Consider the following 19,797-nt stretch of genomic DNA (forward strand, 5'->3'; position numbering starts at 1 on the left):
CTTTTTTTGTTTTATTTTGTTGATTGTCTTTCTTCAATTCTGTGCGGAAGCTCAACAATTTGATCGTCCACTTGTTCTTTGTTCATCAGCTTTGTGAGCAATCTCATCGCAACAGCACCAATATCATATGTCGGCTGTACAACTGTTGTCAGCTGAGGACGCACCATGAGAGAAAGTCTTGTGTTATCAAAGCCAATCACTTCTAAGTCTTCAGGAATAGATACCCCTCTGTCTTGTGCTCCATGAATGACACCTAGAGCCATTTCATCTGTAGCTGCGATAACAGCTGTCGGCTTGTCAGACTGCTCAAGCAGATGAGCAAGTGCTTCAATTCCAGAATCATACGAGTAATCGCCTTCAGCAACGAGCGTATCGTCAAACGCTATGCCCGCTTCTTCAAGTGCTCGCTTATAACCTGCAAGCTTTCTCACGGAATTAATTGGTTCTGACATTGGACCAGAAACAAATGCAATTCGTTTATGCCCTTTTTCAACTAACAGCTGAACTGAGTCATAAATGGCCTGCTCATAGTTGATGTTGACGGATGGTGTTTGAGCCTGCTCTTCAACAGATGCTGCAAGAACAATCGGTACAGGAGAGCGCTTAAATTCTTCCACATGCACATCTGTGATATTTCCGCCCATAAAGACAATTCCGTCTACTTGTTTGCCGAGCATCGTATTTAACAAATGAAGCTCTTTATCTGTATTTTGGTCTGAGTTGCTCAAAATAATGTTGTATTTATACATCGTAGCGATGTCTTCAATACCGCGTGCTAATTCCGAATAGAAGATACTAGAAATATCAGGGATGATGACCCCGACTGTCGTTGTTTTTTTACTTGCTAGGCCTCGAGCCACTGCATTCGGACGATAGCCAAGGCGGTCAATCGCTTCAAGCACCTTTTTTCTTGTTGTTGGTTTTACGTTTGGATTACCATTAACTACGCGTGATACCGTTGCCATACTTACATTTGCTTCTCTTGCTACATCATATATTGTAACATTATTCACATAAATCACTCCTTCAAATACACTTCATATCTATAGCATTCACCAATTGGATAGAGACATGTCAGATACGAGGAAAATAATATCCTATTTGTCATTAAAACGATGAAAAGAGACACATAATTTTTCAATCTACATCAAAATGACATTCTTTTATGAAATTATACACGTTTTTTTGTCATATGAAAACGTTCCCTTTCTTTTTATAACTAAATTAAACAAACTTTAATCAGCTTGTTACCTGTAAATTGAATCATATTTCATAAAAAAACATTGAGAACGCCAGCTATGACAATGATCTTAGCAGATTCTATCGAATTTTAAAAATGAAAACATTGTGAACAAGCACTTTTTAGGGTTGCAATGTGCTTTCTTCCTTTCATTCCCAAACTTCATGGTATTTCTCCATCAAAAAACCGCCGGGCAGTTATCCGGCGGCTATTTCTATCTATGATTACGCGTGAATATTCACAAGTGGTCTTAACGCATCTAACCATTTTTCGAATTGTGGAATGTCCATTTGCTGCGCTGAGTCAGACAGTGCAACAGATGGATCTGGATGTACTTCTGCCATGACACCGTCTGCTCCAATCGCAAGAGCTGCTTTTGCTGTTGGAAGGAGAAGATCTCTACGTCCAGTTGAGTGCGTCACATCAACGAAGACTGGTAAATGTGTCTCTTGTTTTAAGATTGGCACTGCCGAGATATCTAGTGTATTTCTTGTCGCTGTTTCGTATGTGCGGATACCGCGCTCGCAAAGGATGATTTGATCATTTCCTTGGGCGATGATGTATTCAGCTGCATTGATGAATTCTGAAATGGTCGCTGCAAGACCGCGTTTTAAAAGAACTGGTTTCTTCACGGAACCGGCTTCTTTTAATAGCTCGAAGTTTTGCATGTTACGTGCCCCAATTTGGATGACATCGATATGCTCAATCGCTTCTTCAATATGAGCAGGATTGACAATTTCACTAATGACAGCAAGACCGTATTCATCCGCTACACGCTTTAGAATCTTTAGACCGTCTACACCAAGTCCTTGGAAATCGTATGGACTTGTGCGAGGTTTAAATGCGCCACCTCGAAGTAGTTTTAATCCCTGCTGTTTCGCTGCTGCCGCTACTTCTGCGACTTGCTCGTAGCTTTCAACGGCACATGGTCCTACGATGAAACGCTGCTTTCCATCACCGATCGCTTCCCCATTGATATTCACGATTGTGTTTTCTGGCTTTTTCTTACGAGAAACAAGAAGTGCTTTGCTGTGGTCATCTTCTTGAAGCTCTAGACCTGCTTTGAAAATCTCTTTGAAAATATGCTGAATCGTTGAGTTTTCAAATGGCCCATCATTTTCTTCAAGAATTTGGTTCAGCATTGTGCGCTCTCTGACAGGATCATAACGGTTGACACCTTGCGCTTCTTTTGCTTTTCCAATTTCTTTGACAATGTTTCCTCTTTCATTGATCAGTTTTAGAATTTGAAGATTTAGTTCATCTGCTTGCTGCCTCAATTTTTCTAGTTCATTGTTGCTCATTTTTGTCATCCTTTCCTCTGCCTGCTCTCGCTTTTTATTTTTTCATTCTTGCATGATAGGGTTTATTATAAACAAAGATTTCGGAATTGTCACGAAAATTTTCTTTATTACCCAAACGCTTTTAAGCGATAAAGTATTGTATGTAAGATTATAGCATACTTTTCGTTCAAGTAAACCTTTTTTATAAAAAAAACGTCAGCCGCTGCTGACGTTTCTTTCTTTTACAGATTATGTTCAAGCGCTTCTTTTGTAATACTTGAGTGAGAAGCATGCCATTTTACTTTTCCACCGCTAAAGACGAGTGCCTGCGGACTTTCGTGCTTTACACCTGATTTTTCAGCCACGTAGGATGAAAGCTCTCTCGTGTTTTGAATTTGCAAGAAATACGTTGGCACGTCTTCATGTTCAGACGCAAATGCTTCAAACTCTTGAAAAGCCGCTTTGCTGATTGGACATGTCAAACTGTGCTTAAAAAAGACAAAGGTCCCATCTTGATTCGTTAGTTGATCAAACTGTTCTTCTGTTTCAATGAGTTGTTTTGACATGATGTTCTCCTTCTTCACTTTGAGCAGTGAGAGTTAGCCTTTAGTAGATTGTTCTACTTTTTCTTTGACATCTTTGATGCCGTCTTCAATTTCTGATTTTGCTTCTTGTGCTCTTACTTTTGCTTCATCTGCTACATCAGATGCTTCGCTTGCCAAATCCGCTGCCGCATCTTCTGCTTCATTTTTCACATGATTAGCTTTTCCAGCCGCACGCTCTTTTATGTCTTTCACTTTGTCTAAAATCTGGTTTGACTGCTCTGCTACAAGCTGAGACAATTCAGACGTTTTATCTTTTGCAATCGTCACATATTCAGTGCCTTTTTCTTTTGCATCTGTTGTGAGCCGGTCTGTTTTTTCTTTTAACGCATTCGCTTGGGTGTTCAAATCATCGCGAAGCTCTTTCCCTGACTTCGGTGCTAAAAATAATGCTGTTGTTGCACCAACAATTCCACCAATAAGTGTTCCGATCAAAAAGTCTTTGCTATTGATTCCGTCTTTGCTCATGATTATTCCTCCTATGCGAATATGGTTTATTTTTGATGTTTACGCTGTTTCCATTTTTTATAAATTTCAAGTGCTGCGTTACTCCAGCTTACCACATCCGTCACTTTTTCTTGATTTCTTTCAACGGATGAAGAAACCGCACCAGCTGCCTGCTTTATGCTTGTATTAAATTGGTTGATCGAGCCGCCAATTCCCTGCACCGCATCCACAACTGTGTTAAGTTTTGCTGATTTGTCTTGAATATCTTCAGCAAGCTGATTCGTCTTATGTAGCAACTGTGCTGTCTCTGTGGTGATGCCTTGCATCTGACCTTCAAGACCTTCTAAAGTTGATGCAACATTCTTTAATGTCAGCTGTAAGGATTTTAATGTTTTGGACAAATAGATGACAAGAATGAGGAAAGCAATTGCGATCAGTGCAACGCTTAGATATAGAATAATAATCATCTGATACCTCCTTTGCTGCGGGCATATTCAATTCATTACCCTCTCGTTGTATCATTCAAACATCGCCTAGAATGACCGATTGAATAATAATTCTACACTTATTCGCTAATTCCTGTCCACAGCGAACGAAAAAAAGCGCCGCATATTGACACATTTAGCCCTTTTGTCACATTTTATTCAAAATAAAAAAAGTGCCGTGTGAAACGGCACTTTTTTAAAGCATTTATACAGCGACTTTTTCATAAGCACGCAAATACTTCTGAATGTCTCCTGCTCCCATAAAGATCAGAATCGCATCTTCGTGCGTTTTCAGCACAGATGTATCTTCTTCCTCAATTAATTGGGCCTGCGGGATTTTTTCTCGTAAATCTTCAATGCTCAGCTTTCCAATGTTTTCACGGGCTGAACCGAAAATATCACAAAGGTAGACATAGTCGGCTTTCTTTAGACTGTCAGCAAATTCACTTAAGAATTGCTGTGTACGTGTGAACGTATGCGGCTGGAAGACAGCCACAATATCACGGTCCGGATATTTTTGGCGAGCTGCTTCAATCGTGACTTCAATTTCAGTTGGATGATGTGCATAATCGTCAATTAAGACCTGCTCACCGACCACTTTTTCATTAAAGCGTCGTTTCACACCGCCAAATGTCGTTAATGCGCCTTTGATAAGCTCTACATCAATGGACTCATAGTGACATAATGCAATGACAGCTAACGAGTTGAGGACATTATGATTTCCGTAGGCAGGAATGTAGAAGGTATCATAAAACGTATTGCGTACAAATACATCAAATGTGGTACCTTCCGTATTTTTCACAACATTGCGTGCTTGGAAATCATTTTCTTCGTTGAAACCGTAGTACACAACAGGTACCTTCGCTTGAATCTTTGGCAGATGCTCATCATCACCGCAGGCAATAATGGCTTTTTTCACTTGAAGCGCCATGTTTTGAAACGCATCAAACACGTCATCAATATCCGAGAAATAATCAGGATGATCAAAATCAATATTGGTCATGATCGCATAATCTGGATGATAGCTGAGGAAGTGTCTGCGGTATTCGCATGCTTCAAAAACAAAATACTCGCTGTTTTCTTTCCCCATTCCAGATCCATCACCGATTAAGTACGAAGTAGGTTTGGCTGCCTGCATGACGTGAGCAAGCAGTCCTGTTGTCGATGTTTTGCCATGAGCACCAGTAATCGCAACGTTTGTGAATGAATCCATGTATTCTCCAAGGAATTTATGGTAACGAATGACAGGAATCCCTTCAGAAAGGGCGCGTTCAATCTCAGGGTGTGTATCAGGGAATGCATTTCCTGCGATGACCGTCATCCCTGGCTGAATATTATCTGGGTCAAATGGTAGAATTTTAATATTTCGTTCTTCTAATGCTTTTTGTGTAAAGATATGTTTTTCGATATCCGATCCTTGGACAGTATACCCAGTATCATGAAGAATTTGGGCCAGTGGACTCATACCTGTCCCTTTTATTCCAACAAAATGATAAACAGTCATAATTGTACCTCCAACAAACGTCTATCTGACTTACAGTATATGACGCTCATTTCAATTTGCAACTTGTGATTTTGCCTCTAGCTGATCACAGATCGCAGCTCCAAATAAAGATTTTTTCCGATCTTCCTATTCTAATCAATATTAACTATGATTAGTATCCGACAACTTTCCCATTTCTAACACCTGTTTCCGCTTATTTTACATAAAAAAGCGCTCTGACAGACATGCGAAAAGCGTCCAATTACAAAATTGCACCTATGTGCTATCATACCATGTTTATGAAAAAAATGAAGTGGTTTGTTTAGATCAACTGTTCTAAGTCACTCAGTGTCATGAGCACTTCTCTTGGCTTACTGCCTTTCGCACCAGAGATCATCCCCTCGCGCTCCATCATGTCAATCAACCTGGCTGCACGGTTGTAGCCAATTCTAAATCTTCGCTGCAAACTTGATGTACTAGCGCTATTCTGCTCGATGGCAAAACGGCAGGCATCCATAAACAATTCATCTTCGTCTGTAATCGCAGAGCCCTGCAGCATGAGTTCCTCCTGTTCAAAAAGGAACACTGGCTTGCGCTGCTTTCTCACATGTGCCACCACTTGATCAATCTCACGGTCTGATACAAAGTTCCCTTGCAGCCTTGTCGGTTTGCCGGAGCCATTTTCTAAGAAGAGCATGTCTCCTTTTCCGAGAAGCTTTTCTGCACCTGCCATGTCAATGATCGTTCTTGAATCCACCTGACTTGAAACAGAAAACGCAATTCTTGTTGGAATATTAGCTTTAATGAGACCTGTAATGACATCAACAGAAGGTCTTTGTGTCGCAATCAATAAGTGAATGCCGCATGCTCTTGCTTTCTGTGCAATTCGGCAGATGCTTTCTTCGACTTCATTTGGTGCGACCATCATTAAATCAGCCAGCTCATCGATCACCACGACGAGATAAGGCAGTTTTTCTCCCATTTGTTTTTCTTTCACAAGCTCATTGAATCGTTTAATTTCTCTCACGCCAGAGTGTGCAAATAGTTCATAGCGTCTTTCCATTTCATCCACTACCCATTTCAGAGCAGCAGTTGCTGTCTTGGCATCGGTGATGACTGGACTCACAAGATGCGGAATGTGGTTATACGGCGCTAATTCAACCATTTTAGGATCAATTAAGAGCATTTTCACTTCATCTGGTGATGCTTTAAACATGAGGCTCACTAAAATCGTATTAATGCAGACGCTTTTTCCTGAACCAGTGGCTCCGGCAATTAAGCCATGCGGCATTTTTTGCAGATCAACCACGACAGGCTGGCCTGAAATATCTAATCCGAGTGCCGCTGTTAAAGGAGATGGATTGTCTCTAAACGCACTGCTTCTGATCATTTCTCTTAAGAACACCATTTTACTATGCAGATTTGGCACTTCGATCCCGATCGTGTTTTTCCCTGGAATCGGGGCTTCAATTCGAATATCCTTTGCGGACAAACTAAGTTTAATATCATCTGACAGGTTCGTGATTTTGTTCACTTTGACACCTGGTTCTGGATGTACTTCAAACCTTGTCACAGAAGGTCCCTGTGTGACGTGAACAACACTAGCTCTTACGTTGAAATTTTTAAGTGTCGCATTGAGCAGCTCAGCCCGCTCTTTCACCCATGTGCCGTCCTCTTCTTTTTGAGCTGGCGGTACGTCTAAAAGGGCGAGACTTGGAAAAACATACCCTTGTGTATCGGCTGCTTTCTTTTGTCCTTGCACGCGCTGATCGCTTTTTAACATCATGACATTAAACGGAACCGTAGAGGTTTGCCCGCTTGTGCGTTGTGGCTGCGGGGATGTCTGTTTTGGTTCTTCTTTCTTGACTTCATGCGTTTGTTCTTGCTGCTCTGTCTGCTCTATAACCGTTTCTGCCGCTTCAGATGCAGTTTGTTCCTCTGTTACTTGTTCTACTGGCATCACTTGATCTTCTTCAATTTCAGCTTCTTGGACCAGCTGATCTTCCTGCAGGTCATGTTTGACTGGCTCAGCTTCTTCAAATGCTGCCGCAGGCGCTTCTTCTTGTTTGTCTTCTATTGGATCAGCCGCTAGTTCTTCCACCGGTTCTGCTGAAATGTTTTCTGTTAACGCCGCTTCTTCTGATGGCATGTCTACTTCCATTTCAATCGCTGGCTGCGAAGGTTCCGGTGTTTCGAAGGTCAACATGTCTATTTCCTCAGTATGATCTTCAAACTGATGGACAGGCTCGTCCTTTATTTCTTCTTCATCACCGGAGACAGTCTGTTCCGGCTCAGACTCAACGGGCTGCTTCTGATAGACTTCTGCTTGCTGCTTATGTACATCAGCTTCATGATGATCTTCTGGCTCGTTTTCTTCTTGCTGGACGAACGGCTCGTCAGTTAAACGTTCCATCGTCGTTTGAACATGATCTTGATAAGCGAGTTCTTCTTGCAATGTATGCGGGGTTACTGCTGGCTCTTTGTCCGTTCTCTCTTCTGCTGACGCTGAAGCCATTTCCTCGATACGTTTTTCTTTCTGTATAGACGGGATGTTCATTTGCTGTCTGACATTTCGTTCACGCTCTGCCTCTTCTGATAACAGTGTGACACGCTGCGCCGTTTCTTCTGCTGATTTCCTTTGAACTGAAGCTGTTTCTTCTTTTGCATCTGCCCGTTTTGGACGCATATCCTGATGATAGCCATAGATCGGTGATGGAATTTGCTCTGGCTTGAATGGCTTTTTATTTATATCAGGCTGAAGCATTTGTTTAGGCTGATAGGTTTTCTGCTTTGCCTTTGGCTGGCTTGGTTTCACGCGTCTTCTCTCCTGCTTCACTCCATCACGCTGGGGTTCATCTGGAACGAGCGGAAAGCGAAAGTTCCCTTTTGGATATTCATAATACACTTTCGTATCTTCGATTTTTTTATATTCTTTATGCGGTTCAAAAGCTGGCTGCTTTGGTGCAGCTAGATCTTCTTCAGGTCTTGCAGCTTTTTCTTCTTTCTTTTCTTCTCCTAAAAATACACTGAAAAATTTATCTAACCAACTCATCATTTATCACTCACTTTAACTCCCCTTACGTTTTCTTGGGCGATTTTTAGTATACCATTGCTTTTTCATGCAGAAAAGCGAGAAAAGTGCCGCTTTATGCTGTTCATGCTGTTGTAGATGAAAAAAAGTCACTAAGTACGTACTTAGTGACTTTTGGTATAACACATTCTTCGCTCCTATGTGCCCGTTTATGGGAGGTTACGCTTTAAAGGGTTCGCCAGCTTGATGGCTTCCATCTAAAACAAGAATCCCTTTTTCAGCAGGTGCGTCTGGAAGATCTAACTCTTTTGCAGAACAAATCATACCGCTTGATGGAACGCCTCTTAGCTCAGCATCTTTGATGACCATACCGCTTGGCATCACTGCACCGACCTTCGCCACCACAACATATTGGCCTTGGTCAACGTTTGGTGCACCGCACACGATTTGTAAGGTTTCATCGCCCACATCAACTTGGCAAATGTTTAATTTATCTGCATTCGGATGCTTTTCTTTTTCCTTTACATAACCGACAACAAATTTTGGTGATAAATCCACAGTCAACGTTTCACTGACACCGTTACGGTTTAAAATTTCATTGATATCTTGAACAATGGTTTCAGAAAGCGGAACAGATCCGTTTTCTTCAATTTTCATGTAAGTGGATGCATTGAAGATATTAAAGCCTGTTGTTTCTTTTGTTTCTTGATTGAAGATTCGTACAACATCTCCAAACGTCTCATGACCTACTTCTTCTCTCGTCACATCTTTCAATGAGATAAGGAGTGTGTCGCCTACACCTTCTGCATTATAAAAAACGTTCATTCTTCAAAATTCCCTTCTACTGCTGTTTTGGTCTGCTTTTTGCAAGTATAAAGATCGGTTCAAGCTTACCCTCGTCATATAAAAATGACAATGCGGTAATCGGAACCGTGCCGCTGGCGAAGAAGCTCATCGACATCTGTCCTAAAATATCATAGCCTGAATCATTGCGAACATCAGCAATGATGAATACATCTTGATGGGGAACAGAAATCGCCATTTGTCCTTCTATTTTTTGCGCGTATTCTTGTAATAACGATTCATTTAAAAGTCTGCTGGCGTCATACCCGTCATTTGCACGGAAGAAATAAAACCGGTTGCCTGCCACTTCATCCATTTTCACTACTGTTTCTAGAGAACGGACGTTGAAGCTTGCAGTTTCTCTGATTCGCTCTTTTGTCCAGTTTTCCTTTTGGAGCATCTTTTCATCAATTAATCGGTAGGTGCTTCCAAGGTCAAGCGCATAGTAGATTCTCGTTTCTGCTGTATGCTCATCAAACACGAGCGGAATCCCATCACTTGATGCCTCAGGAAAGGAAGTGGAACGAATGACCGGATAGATCTGCTTTTCTTTTCCTGAAATGTGCTGCGCTTCGCCTTTCATGGCACTCAGCGCTTCTTTCACATAATAGACGATCTCATCAATGGTTTCATCAGGCTTTACTTCCCACTTTGCAATAATTGGCGGGAGCTCTAGTGTGATGCCTTTGCCTGTTTGTTTATCTTCAATACGAAGCGTATCTTTTTCCCGGTCAAACTCGTGTGACCAGCTGTCGTTCGTCAGACGGCTTTTGAGTTCATTCGCAAGCTGCCTTGATGTCATTTTTGCCATCGTTTTAGACTCTCCTTTCGTTATTTAGAAAGAGAATCTGTTAAAAATGCTTCAATCTCTTCCTTTGTCTTACGATCTTTGCTGACAAAGCGGTTAATCTCTTGTCCGTTTTTAAAAACTAAAAAGCTTGGAATACCGTAAATTTCCCACTCTGAGCAAGTATCAATGAACTTGTCTCTATCGACATAGAAGTACTCAAATTCTGGGTAGTTTGCTTCAAGCTCTGGCAAGAATGGCTCAATAAATGTGCAGTCCGGGCACCAGTCAGCTGAAAATAGCAATACCGTTAAGTCTTCTTGAATCACTTTTTGTAATTCTTCATTTGATTCAATTTTTTTCATGTTTCATTCCTCCAGTTTGTATGGTTAAATCTCCGAATTGTATATAGCCTTTCTTTCTCATCCATTCTGATACTACCAAACTAATCACTGCCGGGCCAACGATATGCAAGAGAGCGATCGCCAGAAATACAGATGGATGAAATCCCATGACGGTCAGGGTCATGAGTTGTCCAACAAGCCCGCTCGTTCCCATCCCCGCTCCTGCCGCATTATTGACCATCCCAAAGCCAATAATACCAATTGGCGCGAGAATCAGACCAGCAATTGTCGGCGGAATCAGGATGAGGGGATTTTTCACAATGTTCGAAAGCTGCAACTTTGACGTTCCAATGCCGACAGCCGCAAGACCGCCAAAGCGATTTTCTCTAAAGCCTGCAGCGGCAAAGCCGACCATTTGAGCACAGCAGCCAATCGTTGCAGCACCAGCAGCTGTCCCGCTTAAGTCAAGCATGAGCGCAAGTGCAGCACTTGAGATCGGAGAACTGAGAGCAAGTCCAACAATGGTCGCTACCAGCATGCCCATGATCAGCGGGCTTTGATCTGTCCCCCACATGATGAGCCTGCCGAGCCCTGTCATCATGGCTTCAATTCCAGGTCCGATTAGGGCAGCGGTGAAAAAGCCAGTGATAATGGTGACAAGCGGCGTTAAAATAATATCAATTTTTGTCTCACCACTGACCAGCTTGCCAAGTTCCACACCAATTAATGCTGCGGCAAAGCTTCCAGCAGGCCCCCCAAGCTCTGCTCCTGCAGCGCCTGAGACAACACTTGCAAAAATGATCAAAGGAGATGCATGTAAACGGTACGCAACCGCTACGCCGATCGCCGGTCCCATGAGCCCCATGGCGAGGGTTCCCATTTTAATGATGAGTGGAAGTGATAACAGACCGCCTGCTGTTTTTAAAATCAGTCCTACCACTAATGTAGCAAATAGACCTAAAGCCATATAAGAAAGTGCATCAATGAAATACACCTTTGGCGAAAGGGAGATCCCCTTTCTTTTTAAATAAGTCATCAACGTCGTCTTCCTGCTTTCTCATAGGAAAGACGAAGAGGCCTGTCCTTCCCATTATATGTAGTATTCTTGCGATGAAAAATAGTCTCTACCATGAATATCATAATCATATTTTTTTTGCTTTATCAAGCACTTCTTGTGTAACATGAAAAGAAACAGGACAAACCTTTACTAAGTTTGTACAAAAGGAGGAGATCGTTATGCAATTAACTGTCTATTTAGCTGGAGAAATTCATAGCCAGTGGCGTGATGAAATCAAGGAGAAAAGCCAATCTTTGAAGCTGCCGGTGACATTTGTCGGTCCAATGGAAAATCATGACCGCTCAGATAACATCGGTGAGGATATTTTAGGTGAGCAGCCGAATGCCATTTTCAAAGATGATGCAGCTTCTGATTTGAATAATTTCCGTACTGAAATTTTATTAAACAAAGCAGATGTCGTCATTGCTCGCTTTGGTGAGAAATATAAGCAGTGGAACACAGCCATGGATGCATCTGCTGCGATTGCAAAAGGTAAACCTCTTATTTTAATCCGTCCAAAAGAGCTGCACCATCCGTTAAAGGAACTATCAAACAAAGCAAATATCACTGTGGAAACCGTAAACCAAGCGATCAAGGCGTTATCTTATGTGTTTGAACAGCAATAACAAAAAAAGCTGCTCTCATTGAAGAGGCAGCCTTTTCTCTATTCTATTTATACTTGTTGATAAACAGAATCCACTGTACTTTGATCACAATTTTTAACAAGGCGGACAATTAACTCTTTTGCCGCTGCGTAATCATCCACATGCAAAACAGAATGACTTGTATGAATGTAGCGTGCACAAACTCCAATCACAGCAGAAGGCACACCTTGGTTTGAAATATGAACACGTCCAGCGTCCGTACCACCCGGTGATACGAAATATTGATATGGAATGTTGTTTGTCTCAGCAGTATCAAGCACAAAGTCTCTCATTCCGCGGTGCGTAATCATTGTCCGATCAAAAATACGCAGAAGTGCACCTTTTCCAAGCTGGCCGAACTGTGTTTTGTCACCTGTCACATCGTTTGCAGGACTCGCATCTAAAGCGAAGAAAAGATCTGGCTGAATCATATTCGCAGCTACCTCAGCTCCTCTAAGCCCAACTTCCTCTTGAACAGTTGCTCCTGAGTACAGCTGACATGAAAGTGATTCGTCTTTTAATTCTTTTAATAATTCAATTGCAAGGCCACAGCCATAGCGGTTATCCCAAGCCTTCGCTAAAATCTTTTTTGGATTCGCCATTGGGGTAAAAACCGTTGCAGGAACGATTTGCTGTCCTGGACGAACGCCAAGCTCTTTTGCCTCTTCTTCACTGTCTGCACCAATATCAATAAGCATATCTGACGGCTTCACAGGTTTGCTTTTTTGTTCTGGCGTAAGAAGGTGAGGAGGTGTACTAGAGACGACACCAGGAATTGGCCCGTGATCGGTATGGACGTCCACACGCTGCGCCAGCATGACTTGACTCCACCAGCCGCCAAGTGTTTGAAAACGAATCATCCCGTTTTTCGTAATCGATGAGACCATGAATCCGACTTCATCCATATGACCCGCTACCATAATTTTCGGTGCGTTTTCCGGTCCCTTGCGTACGCCAAACACTCCGCCAAGACGGTCTTGAATGAGTTCATCAGAATATTTCTCAAGTTCCTTTTTCATAAAAGCACGCACATGGTGCTCATTTCCTGGAGTTCCCTGTAATTCTGTTAAATTTCGGAAAAGCGACAATGTTTCTTCGTTCATTCTACAGTTTACCTCGTTTCTATGTAATGACCATATATATTCCTATAAAAATAACACTCACTTTATACTATAAGAATTCTTTCGGTTTTCCAAGTATCTCTCCAGAAATTTTGAATATGCTTTCAAGTACTCGGATTCCTTAACATCGTTGGACAAGTTTTGTATAATGGAAAAAACAGCAATACGGAGGTGCAGCACGTTGAAGTTAAAACATGTTCTGATTGGTGCGAGTATTGGCGTAGCCGCTGCAATTGTTGCAAAGAAAGTATTTTTCCCTACGTATATCTCATCTGAAAAAGCATTAAAAATTGTGAAATCTGCTTTTAAACAGCGCGGCCCGATTGATGGCTCTTGGATTTATACTGTACCAGAACCGTATACCGTAAATGGCGAAACGATTGATGTATACAAATCTGGCATTACCCGCTCTGCATTTGGTGAGCTTGAACAGTATGAAGTGATGATTGATGCCAAAACTGGCATGATCGTGGATGTAATTGATTCTGTTGCTTGATCAAGAAAGCTTCGCAAAGACATGTCCTTGCGAAGCTTTTTTTATATGGCTTTGATTTTTTTGTAGACAGGATGCCACATAGCGTCCTGCACAGCCTGAATGAGATCATCAGGCGTTTCTTCTGCAATTCCTTCATCAATTGCTGCCTGCGCCACACGGACGGCTACTGTCGCTGAAACGGTTCGAAGCTGATCGACACTTGGCAGCATCGCTGCACCCGGCTTCCCAACATTGACCATGCTTGCAATGGCTTCAGCACTCGCAACAAACATACTATCTGTCATGAGGCGTGCTTTTGACACAATTGTGCCTAGACCAAGGCCTGGGAAGACAAGGGCATTATTCGCTTGTCCAATTTCATATGTGACGCCGCCATATTCGACAGGATCAAATGGACTTCCCGTTGTCACAAGGGCACGTCCTTCAGTCCACTCGATCAGATCTTGCGGCTTTGCTTCTGAAAGAGGTGTCGGATTCGACATCGGTAAAATCGCAGGACGCTCCACGTGTGACGCCATTTCTTTTACAATTTCCTCTGTAAATGCTCCTCCGACCGTCGAAGTGCCAATTAAGATTGTTGGTTTCGCCTGCTTGACGACCTCTAATAGATCAATCGAATGCTTTGGACCATTACGGGCATAATTCTTTACTTCGTCAGAGCGCCTTGCATACGGCTTTTGAAATGGCTGAATGTCAGGTGAATCATCTGTGAGCAGCCCCGTTTTATCAATACACCAGAAATGATCATAGGACTCCTCTTCTTTGACTCCATCTCTGACAATGGCATCACGGATTTGCTCGGCTATGCCAATACCTGCCGTACCCGCTCCAAAAATGACAATACGGTGATCTTTCAGCGGAACCTTCGAAGCTTTTGCACATGCCAGAACTGCAGCAAGTGAAACGGCGCCAGTCCCTTGAATGTCATCGTTAAATGTACAAATACGGTCCTTATATTTTTCCAATATCGCACGGGCATTCTTTGTCCCAAAGTCTTCCCAGTGAAGGAGTGCATTTGGGAAAGTAGCGCGGGCAAGCTCGACATATTGATCAATGAACTGATCATAGCGCTCTCCTCGAACGCGGGAGTGCTGGTTTCCAACATAAAGCGGATCATTCAAGAGACTTTCTTGGTTCGTTCCGGCATCAAGCACTACTGCCAGCACGCGGCTGGGATCAATGCCTGCTGCAGCTGTATAAACAGCAAGTTTTCCAACTGAAATGGCAATCCCGCCAACGCCCCAGTCTCCAATGCCTAAAATGCCTTCTGCATCCGTTGCAACGATTAAGTCGATTGATTCATCGACACCATAAGAGGCAAAAATCTCTTCCATGCCTTCCAGATCATCAATCGATAAATACAGCCCTCTCGGCTTTCGATACTCATGGCTATAACGCTGAATAGCCGTTCCTACAGTCGGCGTGTAGACAATCGGAAGCATTTCCGCCAAGTGCTCATTTAGCAGTTTGTAAAAAAGCACTTCATTTCTGTCATGAAGCGCTGTTAAATACACATTTTTCCCCAGTTCATCAGGCTGTGCCTTAAACTGTTCATATGCACGCTTTGCCTGATCCTCTAAGGTTAAGACCTTAGGCGGAAGGAATCCCTTTAAACCGAGCTCCTCCCGCTCTTCCTTTGTAAATGCAACCCCTTTGTTTAAATAAGGGACTGACATGACTTCCATTCCTCTTAATGGTGTTTCGATCACATCACCATGCACACGATAAAATTGGTTCACCTGCACTCTTCCTTTCACAAGTTCATTTTGTCGTTATTTTGTGTGAAAGGCGAAAAAAACATACAGATGATCTTTTATCTTCCTGTTTCTCTTTTGATTTCGTGTGTGATCTGCCCGTCTTCGTCCCATTTTACAGCACGATAAATGGCATCATGATAAAACAAGTACCACGCATTTTTTTCTTCTGCAAATGCCTGCCACTTTTGCTTGGCTGGAATCGAGGTCATTGGGTAATCATCATATGCCAAAACCCAAAGTGGATTTTTATGAGCATGTGTTGGCATGATATCAGCTAAATGAATCGCTGTTTCGCCCTCACTTGTGAGCGTTAAAATGCTATGACCATTGCTATGGCCGCCTGTATGATGCAGCTCGATTCCTTCTGTCACTTCGATGCTTTCTTCAAATGTGACGACTTGATCTGCCACAGGCTCCCAGTTTTCTTTCCAATATGTATTTCTTGAGCGAATGTTTGGCGCTCTCATTTCATCCCATTCGATTTTCGATGTGATGATTTTTGCCTGCTGAAAAACAGACACGAGCTTATCGCCTTCACGTTTTGTTAATCCGCTGGCATGATCAAAGTGCAGATGTGTCATCAATACGTAATCAATATCTGATGGGCGCAGGCCAAGCGCCGCTAGAGATTCTTCCAATTTGGTTTCCTCTGTCACGCCGTAATTGCGTTTTTGTTTATCTGTCAGCTTCCCTGATCCGATGCCGGAATCCACTAACAGGTGAAGACCCTTCCACCGAATGAGAATTGGATCACATCGTAATTCAATTTGATTGCGGTCATTTACCGGGTATTTTTTTGACCATAATGGCTTTGGCACGACACCAAACATCGCTCCGCCGTCCATGTGCGTATCTCCCCCGTTTAACCAAAACAGTTCCATTTCACCTATTTTCATTGTCTCCATTGCTGTCATCCCTCCTTTTTCTATCGTAGCAAATACAGCCAAAAATCGCATGCACCAATCTTTTCATAAAAAAAGCTGACTGCCATTTTTCTATTGCAGCCAGCTTGATATCACTTGTTATTCTGGGAATTTGACTTCTGATCGATAGATCGGTTGTCCCATAGACGAGAATTTCTCTTCATATTCAGTCATCACGTTTCCTTCTAAGCCGTCCTCATGTAAATCTAGGCTGACATACGTTAAAAGAAGGCCATATGCAGAAAAACTTTTTAAGGAATATTCAAATAACCCGCGGTTATCTGTTTTGAAATGTAACTCACCGCCTGGACGGAGTATATGTTCATATCGCTCTAAAAAGGTTTTAAACGTCAATCTGCGCTTTTCGTGTCTTGCTTTTGGCCACGGATCAGAGAAATTCAAATACACCCGGTCAATCTCATTTTCCGCAAACACATCTGTCAGCGTCTCAGCATTGATGTTCAAAAGCTTTACATTTTCAACATCTGTCTCTTTGATTTTATCTACTGCCGTCACAATAACACTTTTAAATAATTCAATGCCAATATAGTTGATATCAGGATGAAGCTTGCCCATTCCAGCAATAAAGCTCCCTTTTCCTGTCCCAACTTCGATATGGATTGGATGATCATTTCCAAACAGCTCATGCCATTTCCCTTTATATTGCTCGGGACTTGCTAAAGCAATATGAGCATTCTCAGCTAAGTAATCATCCGCCCATGGTTTATGTCGCATTCTCAATTTGATACACCTCTATTTTCTTTACATTTTATCAAGATACCATGAAACATAAAGACCCGCAAGACAGCATCTTCTATGTCCATATAAAAAGACCAGCCCTTCGCTTGAGCTGGTCTGCCGCATGTATAAATTGGACGCTGAATGCACAGTTTAACCTCATAAATGACACGCAGGAAAGGAGCATTTGTATGGGTTTAAACCGTCAACATCAGCTTCAATTAATCAAAGATATTTTAACCGATCACCAGCTGGATTGCTGCGGGACTGTTGCAGAATATGAACAGGTGGGACGCGTGATTCAATTAATGCTGGCAAAAGAAGATCTGGATGCCGACATTCGTCAGCTGTTAACAGATATTTATGATTACAGCCAAAAGGGCACCTCTGTCAGTTCAATTGATGCACATATTGAGGAGCATCAATCACATCTGTCTGAGTGGGTCGAGAACATTCCACTGTCTTAATGGATGTTTAACCGTTTTAAGAGTGCATTTAGCTCCGCTTGCACTTCTTTTTGCGCCTTTTCATTCCCTTTTCGTTTATGCCAAACGACAAACGATACGGTTTCAGCGAGCACGTACCACGCCATGCGCTTTCGCAAATTGTCCGTCAGCGGGGCGCCGTACATAGAGAGCCAGCTTTCCCAGTTCTCTTCCTCAACATAATGGTATAAAAGCGGTCCAAGATCAATCGCTGGGTCTGCAATCATCGCCCCATCCCAATCGATCAAATAGAGCTGGTTTTCATCTGTCAGCAGCCAATTATTATGATTGAGATCGCAATGACAGACGACCTTGTCCTCAAAATGGACAGCCTCCACATGCTTCTCTAAATACTGGATGGCACGCGAAATGTCTTGTGAATCAATTTGCTCGTTTAATATGGACTGTTTCAGATGCATCAGAATGGATTCTGGGTCTAGAGAGTGCTTCTCTAATCGTTTCAGCATATCGAGCAATTCTTTTGATGTATGAATTTTTCTTAGCTGCTCTGCTACAGGACGATCATTCATGTCCTTTGGCTTCAGCTCTCTGCCGCTCAGCCAGTGCTGTGCAGTAATCACATCTCCATTTTCCATCCGTTTTGTCCAGACAAGCTTCGGCACAATGCCTTCAGCTGACAAAACCGCAAGAAACGGTGACGTATTGCGTTTTAAAAATAGCTTTTGGTCATTGTGTGTTGCGAAGTACGCATCTCCCGTAGCGCCTCCAGCCGGAGAGATGTGCCATTCGCTACCTAATATTTGTCCCAACCAGTTCATATCAATTTTCAACCCATCATTTCTTAAAATATTTTAAATCTTGCTTTTTTAGTCGACAAAATTCAGCCGATTGAGGATCAATTGGCTGTTTCTTTTTTTATTTATATGATCATAAAAACAAAAAGGACAGCTATTGAGAATGAGATGCTAAACAATAGCCGTCCTATAGATTTTATCGTTACCTTCTTATACTCGTCAAGCAAAACTAAAAAATCAGGACAAGAACCTTACGAAAAAGAAGGCTTTTTTCATGGTTCTTTGACTAAGGATATACCGCAAGTTATTTAAGCACGTAATTTTAAGGATCGTTCACTTGCCTTTACAAAGACAGGCGTTGCGCCGATCACTTCTCCATCTGCGTGAAATAAGATTTTTTCATCTGCTTCTAAAAACGCTTCCTCATGCTGAAACAGGGTAACCCCCTTCATCCCAAGGTGCTTTCGGAACACCATCGCGCTTAGAAACAAGAGGACTTTGAATGGATTCAAATCTGTGACAACCAACGTTTGAAAACCTGGCTGCCTCGCACTCACTTCCGGTGCCGCTTCCAGCCCTCCCCCGTAATACGGGTGATTGCAGACGATCACAAACCACACTTGGCGAAAGACTTTCTTCTCATTTTCAATAAATAACGCAAGATCAAACGGCTTAAACGACCATAAAGAATGGAGAAATGACAGAGGGTAGATGATAAAGCCAAGCCCCAGCCGTTTCAGCCACTTTTTCCCTCTAAAATGCACCGTTTTCCTCAGTACATGTGCGTCAAACCCCGCACCGATATGATTGAGAAAGAGAACAGATTGCGGACTTTCGGCATGATCTTGAAAGGAGCCGAGAGAAAATGTTTTGGTGAGCATTCTCTTTTGCTTTCTCACTTCTTTTAGGACATCATGACGATGGATACCGAGACCCTTCGCAGCATCATTCCAATGACCAGCAGGGACAAAACTAAGCTGCACATGATCGATTTCCTTTAAGCCATTCAGTACTTCATGAATGGTGCCGTCACCGCCAATAACAATCAAGCGCTTCAGCCTGTCATCCTGCATGGCACTGATTTGTCTTGCCAAAACTTCTGCATGGCCTTCATGCTGGGTGAGAAATGATCGATAAGAGACCTCCACCTTTTGTAATTCTTTCTCTATGCTCCTCCATGTGCGGAGTCCTTTTCCATGTCCTGCTTCTGGATTAACGATAAAGTACCATTCATTCATATATTAGCTCCACTCAGGTCTCATTTTTCGTGACCTTCCAT

General features: G+C 42.5%; 20 protein-coding genes. 3 read left to right on the forward strand and 17 right to left on the reverse strand.

Translation table 11 applies throughout. The features are described from left to right. Nucleotides 1-11: 11 nt before the first annotated feature. The 11 genes from ccpA to NSQ34_RS13325 all read right to left on the reverse strand — a co-directional run bounded on the left by ccpA (nt 12) and on the right by NSQ34_RS13325 (nt 11,578). The gene (ccpA, locus tag NSQ34_RS13275) at nt 12-1,013 is read right to left on the reverse strand and encodes a catabolite control protein A (RefSeq protein WP_034279529.1); all 1,002 of its coding nucleotides are present in this window, start codon (nt 1,011-1,013) and stop codon (nt 12-14) included. Nucleotides 1,014-1,464: 451 nt separating this feature from the next. Continuing rightward, nucleotides 1,465-2,541 (reverse strand): bifunctional 3-deoxy-7-phosphoheptulonate synthase/chorismate mutase, encoded by a 1,077-nt coding sequence (locus tag NSQ34_RS13280; RefSeq protein ID WP_034279528.1) that lies wholly within the window; start codon nt 2,539-2,541, stop codon nt 1,465-1,467. 221 nt (nt 2,542-2,762) lie between these two features. Then, entirely contained in the window at nt 2,763-3,086 is a 324-nt protein-coding gene (gene ytxJ / locus NSQ34_RS13285; protein ID WP_342500946.1) for a bacillithiol system redox-active protein YtxJ, read from the reverse strand. A 33-nt stretch (nt 3,087-3,119) separates the two neighbouring features. Then, on the reverse strand, nt 3,120-3,590 hold the full coding sequence (locus tag NSQ34_RS13290) for a YtxH domain-containing protein (protein WP_034279523.1): 471 nt from the start codon (nt 3,588-3,590) through the stop codon (nt 3,120-3,122). Between the two features lie 26 nt (nt 3,591-3,616). Continuing rightward, nucleotides 3,617-4,036, reverse strand: a complete 420-nt coding sequence (locus NSQ34_RS13295; RefSeq protein WP_024424855.1) for a DUF948 domain-containing protein — start codon at nt 4,034-4,036, stop codon at nt 3,617-3,619. Between the two features lie 223 nt (nt 4,037-4,259). Then, nucleotides 4,260-5,558 carry a UDP-N-acetylmuramate--L-alanine ligase gene (gene murC / locus NSQ34_RS13300; protein WP_025092288.1) on the reverse strand — a complete coding sequence of 433 codons (1,299 nt, stop codon included), beginning with the start codon at nt 5,556-5,558 and terminating at the stop codon, nt 4,260-4,262. A 301-nt stretch (nt 5,559-5,859) separates the two neighbouring features. Further along, entirely contained in the window at nt 5,860-8,592 is a 2,733-nt protein-coding gene (locus tag NSQ34_RS13305; protein ID WP_326847828.1) for a DNA translocase FtsK, read from the reverse strand. A 195-nt stretch (nt 8,593-8,787) separates the two neighbouring features. Further along, on the reverse strand, nt 8,788-9,393 hold the full coding sequence (gene ytpR / locus NSQ34_RS13310; RefSeq protein ID WP_024424858.1) for a YtpR family tRNA-binding protein: 606 nt from the start codon (nt 9,391-9,393) through the stop codon (nt 8,788-8,790). A gap of 16 nt (nt 9,394-9,409) precedes the next feature. Further along, complete coding sequence (locus tag NSQ34_RS13315) at nt 9,410-10,222, reverse strand: DUF1444 domain-containing protein (RefSeq protein ID WP_034279516.1); 813 nt, start codon at nt 10,220-10,222, stop codon at nt 9,410-9,412. Nucleotides 10,223-10,242: 20 nt separating this feature from the next. Beyond that, nucleotides 10,243-10,563: a thioredoxin family protein gene (locus tag NSQ34_RS13320; RefSeq protein ID WP_111926289.1), complete on the reverse strand. Its 321-nt coding sequence runs from the start codon at nt 10,561-10,563 to the stop codon at nt 10,243-10,245. Next, the gene (locus tag NSQ34_RS13325; RefSeq protein ID WP_034279513.1) at nt 10,550-11,578 is read right to left on the reverse strand and encodes a PTS sugar transporter subunit IIC; all 1,029 of its coding nucleotides are present in this window, start codon (nt 11,576-11,578) and stop codon (nt 10,550-10,552) included. Before NSQ34_RS13325 ends, NSQ34_RS13320 begins: the two co-directional genes overlap by 14 nt. A 200-nt stretch (nt 11,579-11,778) precedes the next feature. Here NSQ34_RS13325 and NSQ34_RS13330 point away from each other — a divergent pair, with 200 nt between their 5' ends. After that, on the forward strand, nt 11,779-12,225 hold the full coding sequence (locus NSQ34_RS13330) for a YtoQ family protein (RefSeq protein WP_024426182.1): 447 nt from the start codon (nt 11,779-11,781) through the stop codon (nt 12,223-12,225). Between the two features lie 47 nt (nt 12,226-12,272). Here NSQ34_RS13330 and NSQ34_RS13335 read toward each other — a convergent pair whose 3' ends face one another. Then, nucleotides 12,273-13,346: a M42 family metallopeptidase gene (locus NSQ34_RS13335; protein ID WP_098677224.1), complete on the reverse strand. Its 1,074-nt coding sequence runs from the start codon at nt 13,344-13,346 to the stop codon at nt 12,273-12,275. 199 nt (nt 13,347-13,545) lie between these two features. Between NSQ34_RS13335 and NSQ34_RS13340 the strand changes: the two genes are divergently transcribed. Beyond that, the gene (locus tag NSQ34_RS13340; RefSeq protein ID WP_003217759.1) at nt 13,546-13,860 is read left to right on the forward strand and encodes a PepSY domain-containing protein; all 315 of its coding nucleotides are present in this window, start codon (nt 13,546-13,548) and stop codon (nt 13,858-13,860) included. 41 nt (nt 13,861-13,901) lie between these two features. Here the strand turns inward: NSQ34_RS13340 and NSQ34_RS13345 are convergent, their stop codons facing one another. From NSQ34_RS13345 to trmB, 3 genes are all read right to left on the reverse strand, one after another. Then, nucleotides 13,902-15,599, reverse strand: coding sequence for an NAD-dependent malic enzyme (locus NSQ34_RS13345; protein WP_034279508.1), 1,698 nt, complete (start codon nt 15,597-15,599; stop codon nt 13,902-13,904). A gap of 74 nt (nt 15,600-15,673) precedes the next feature. Beyond that, nucleotides 15,674-16,522: an MBL fold metallo-hydrolase gene (locus NSQ34_RS13350; protein ID WP_024426185.1), complete on the reverse strand. Its 849-nt coding sequence runs from the start codon at nt 16,520-16,522 to the stop codon at nt 15,674-15,676. Nucleotides 16,523-16,639: 117 nt separating this feature from the next. Next, nucleotides 16,640-17,281 (reverse strand): tRNA (guanosine(46)-N7)-methyltransferase TrmB, encoded by a 642-nt coding sequence (trmB, locus tag NSQ34_RS13355; protein ID WP_024424866.1) that lies wholly within the window; start codon nt 17,279-17,281, stop codon nt 16,640-16,642. 188 nt (nt 17,282-17,469) lie between these two features. On the opposite strand from trmB, the gene NSQ34_RS13360 reads away from it, so the two are divergent. After that, entirely contained in the window at nt 17,470-17,745 is a 276-nt protein-coding gene (locus NSQ34_RS13360) for a YtzH-like family protein (protein WP_024424867.1), read from the forward strand. Here NSQ34_RS13360 and NSQ34_RS13365 read toward each other — a convergent pair. Further along, a complete protein-coding gene (locus tag NSQ34_RS13365; RefSeq protein WP_024424868.1) occupies nt 17,742-18,542 on the reverse strand; it encodes a phosphotransferase family protein in 801 nt (266 codons plus the stop codon). The two genes, NSQ34_RS13360 and NSQ34_RS13365, sit on opposite strands and share 4 nt — an antisense overlap. 284 nt (nt 18,543-18,826) lie before the next feature. Next, nucleotides 18,827-19,756, reverse strand: coding sequence for a YegS/Rv2252/BmrU family lipid kinase (locus tag NSQ34_RS13370; protein WP_034279500.1), 930 nt, complete (start codon nt 19,754-19,756; stop codon nt 18,827-18,829). Nucleotides 19,757-19,797: the final 41 nt, after the last annotated feature.

Source organism: Bacillus sp. FSL P2-0069 (assembly GCF_038593315.1).
Taxonomy (GTDB): Bacteria; Bacillota; Bacilli; order Bacillales; family Bacillaceae; genus Bacillus; species Bacillus safensis.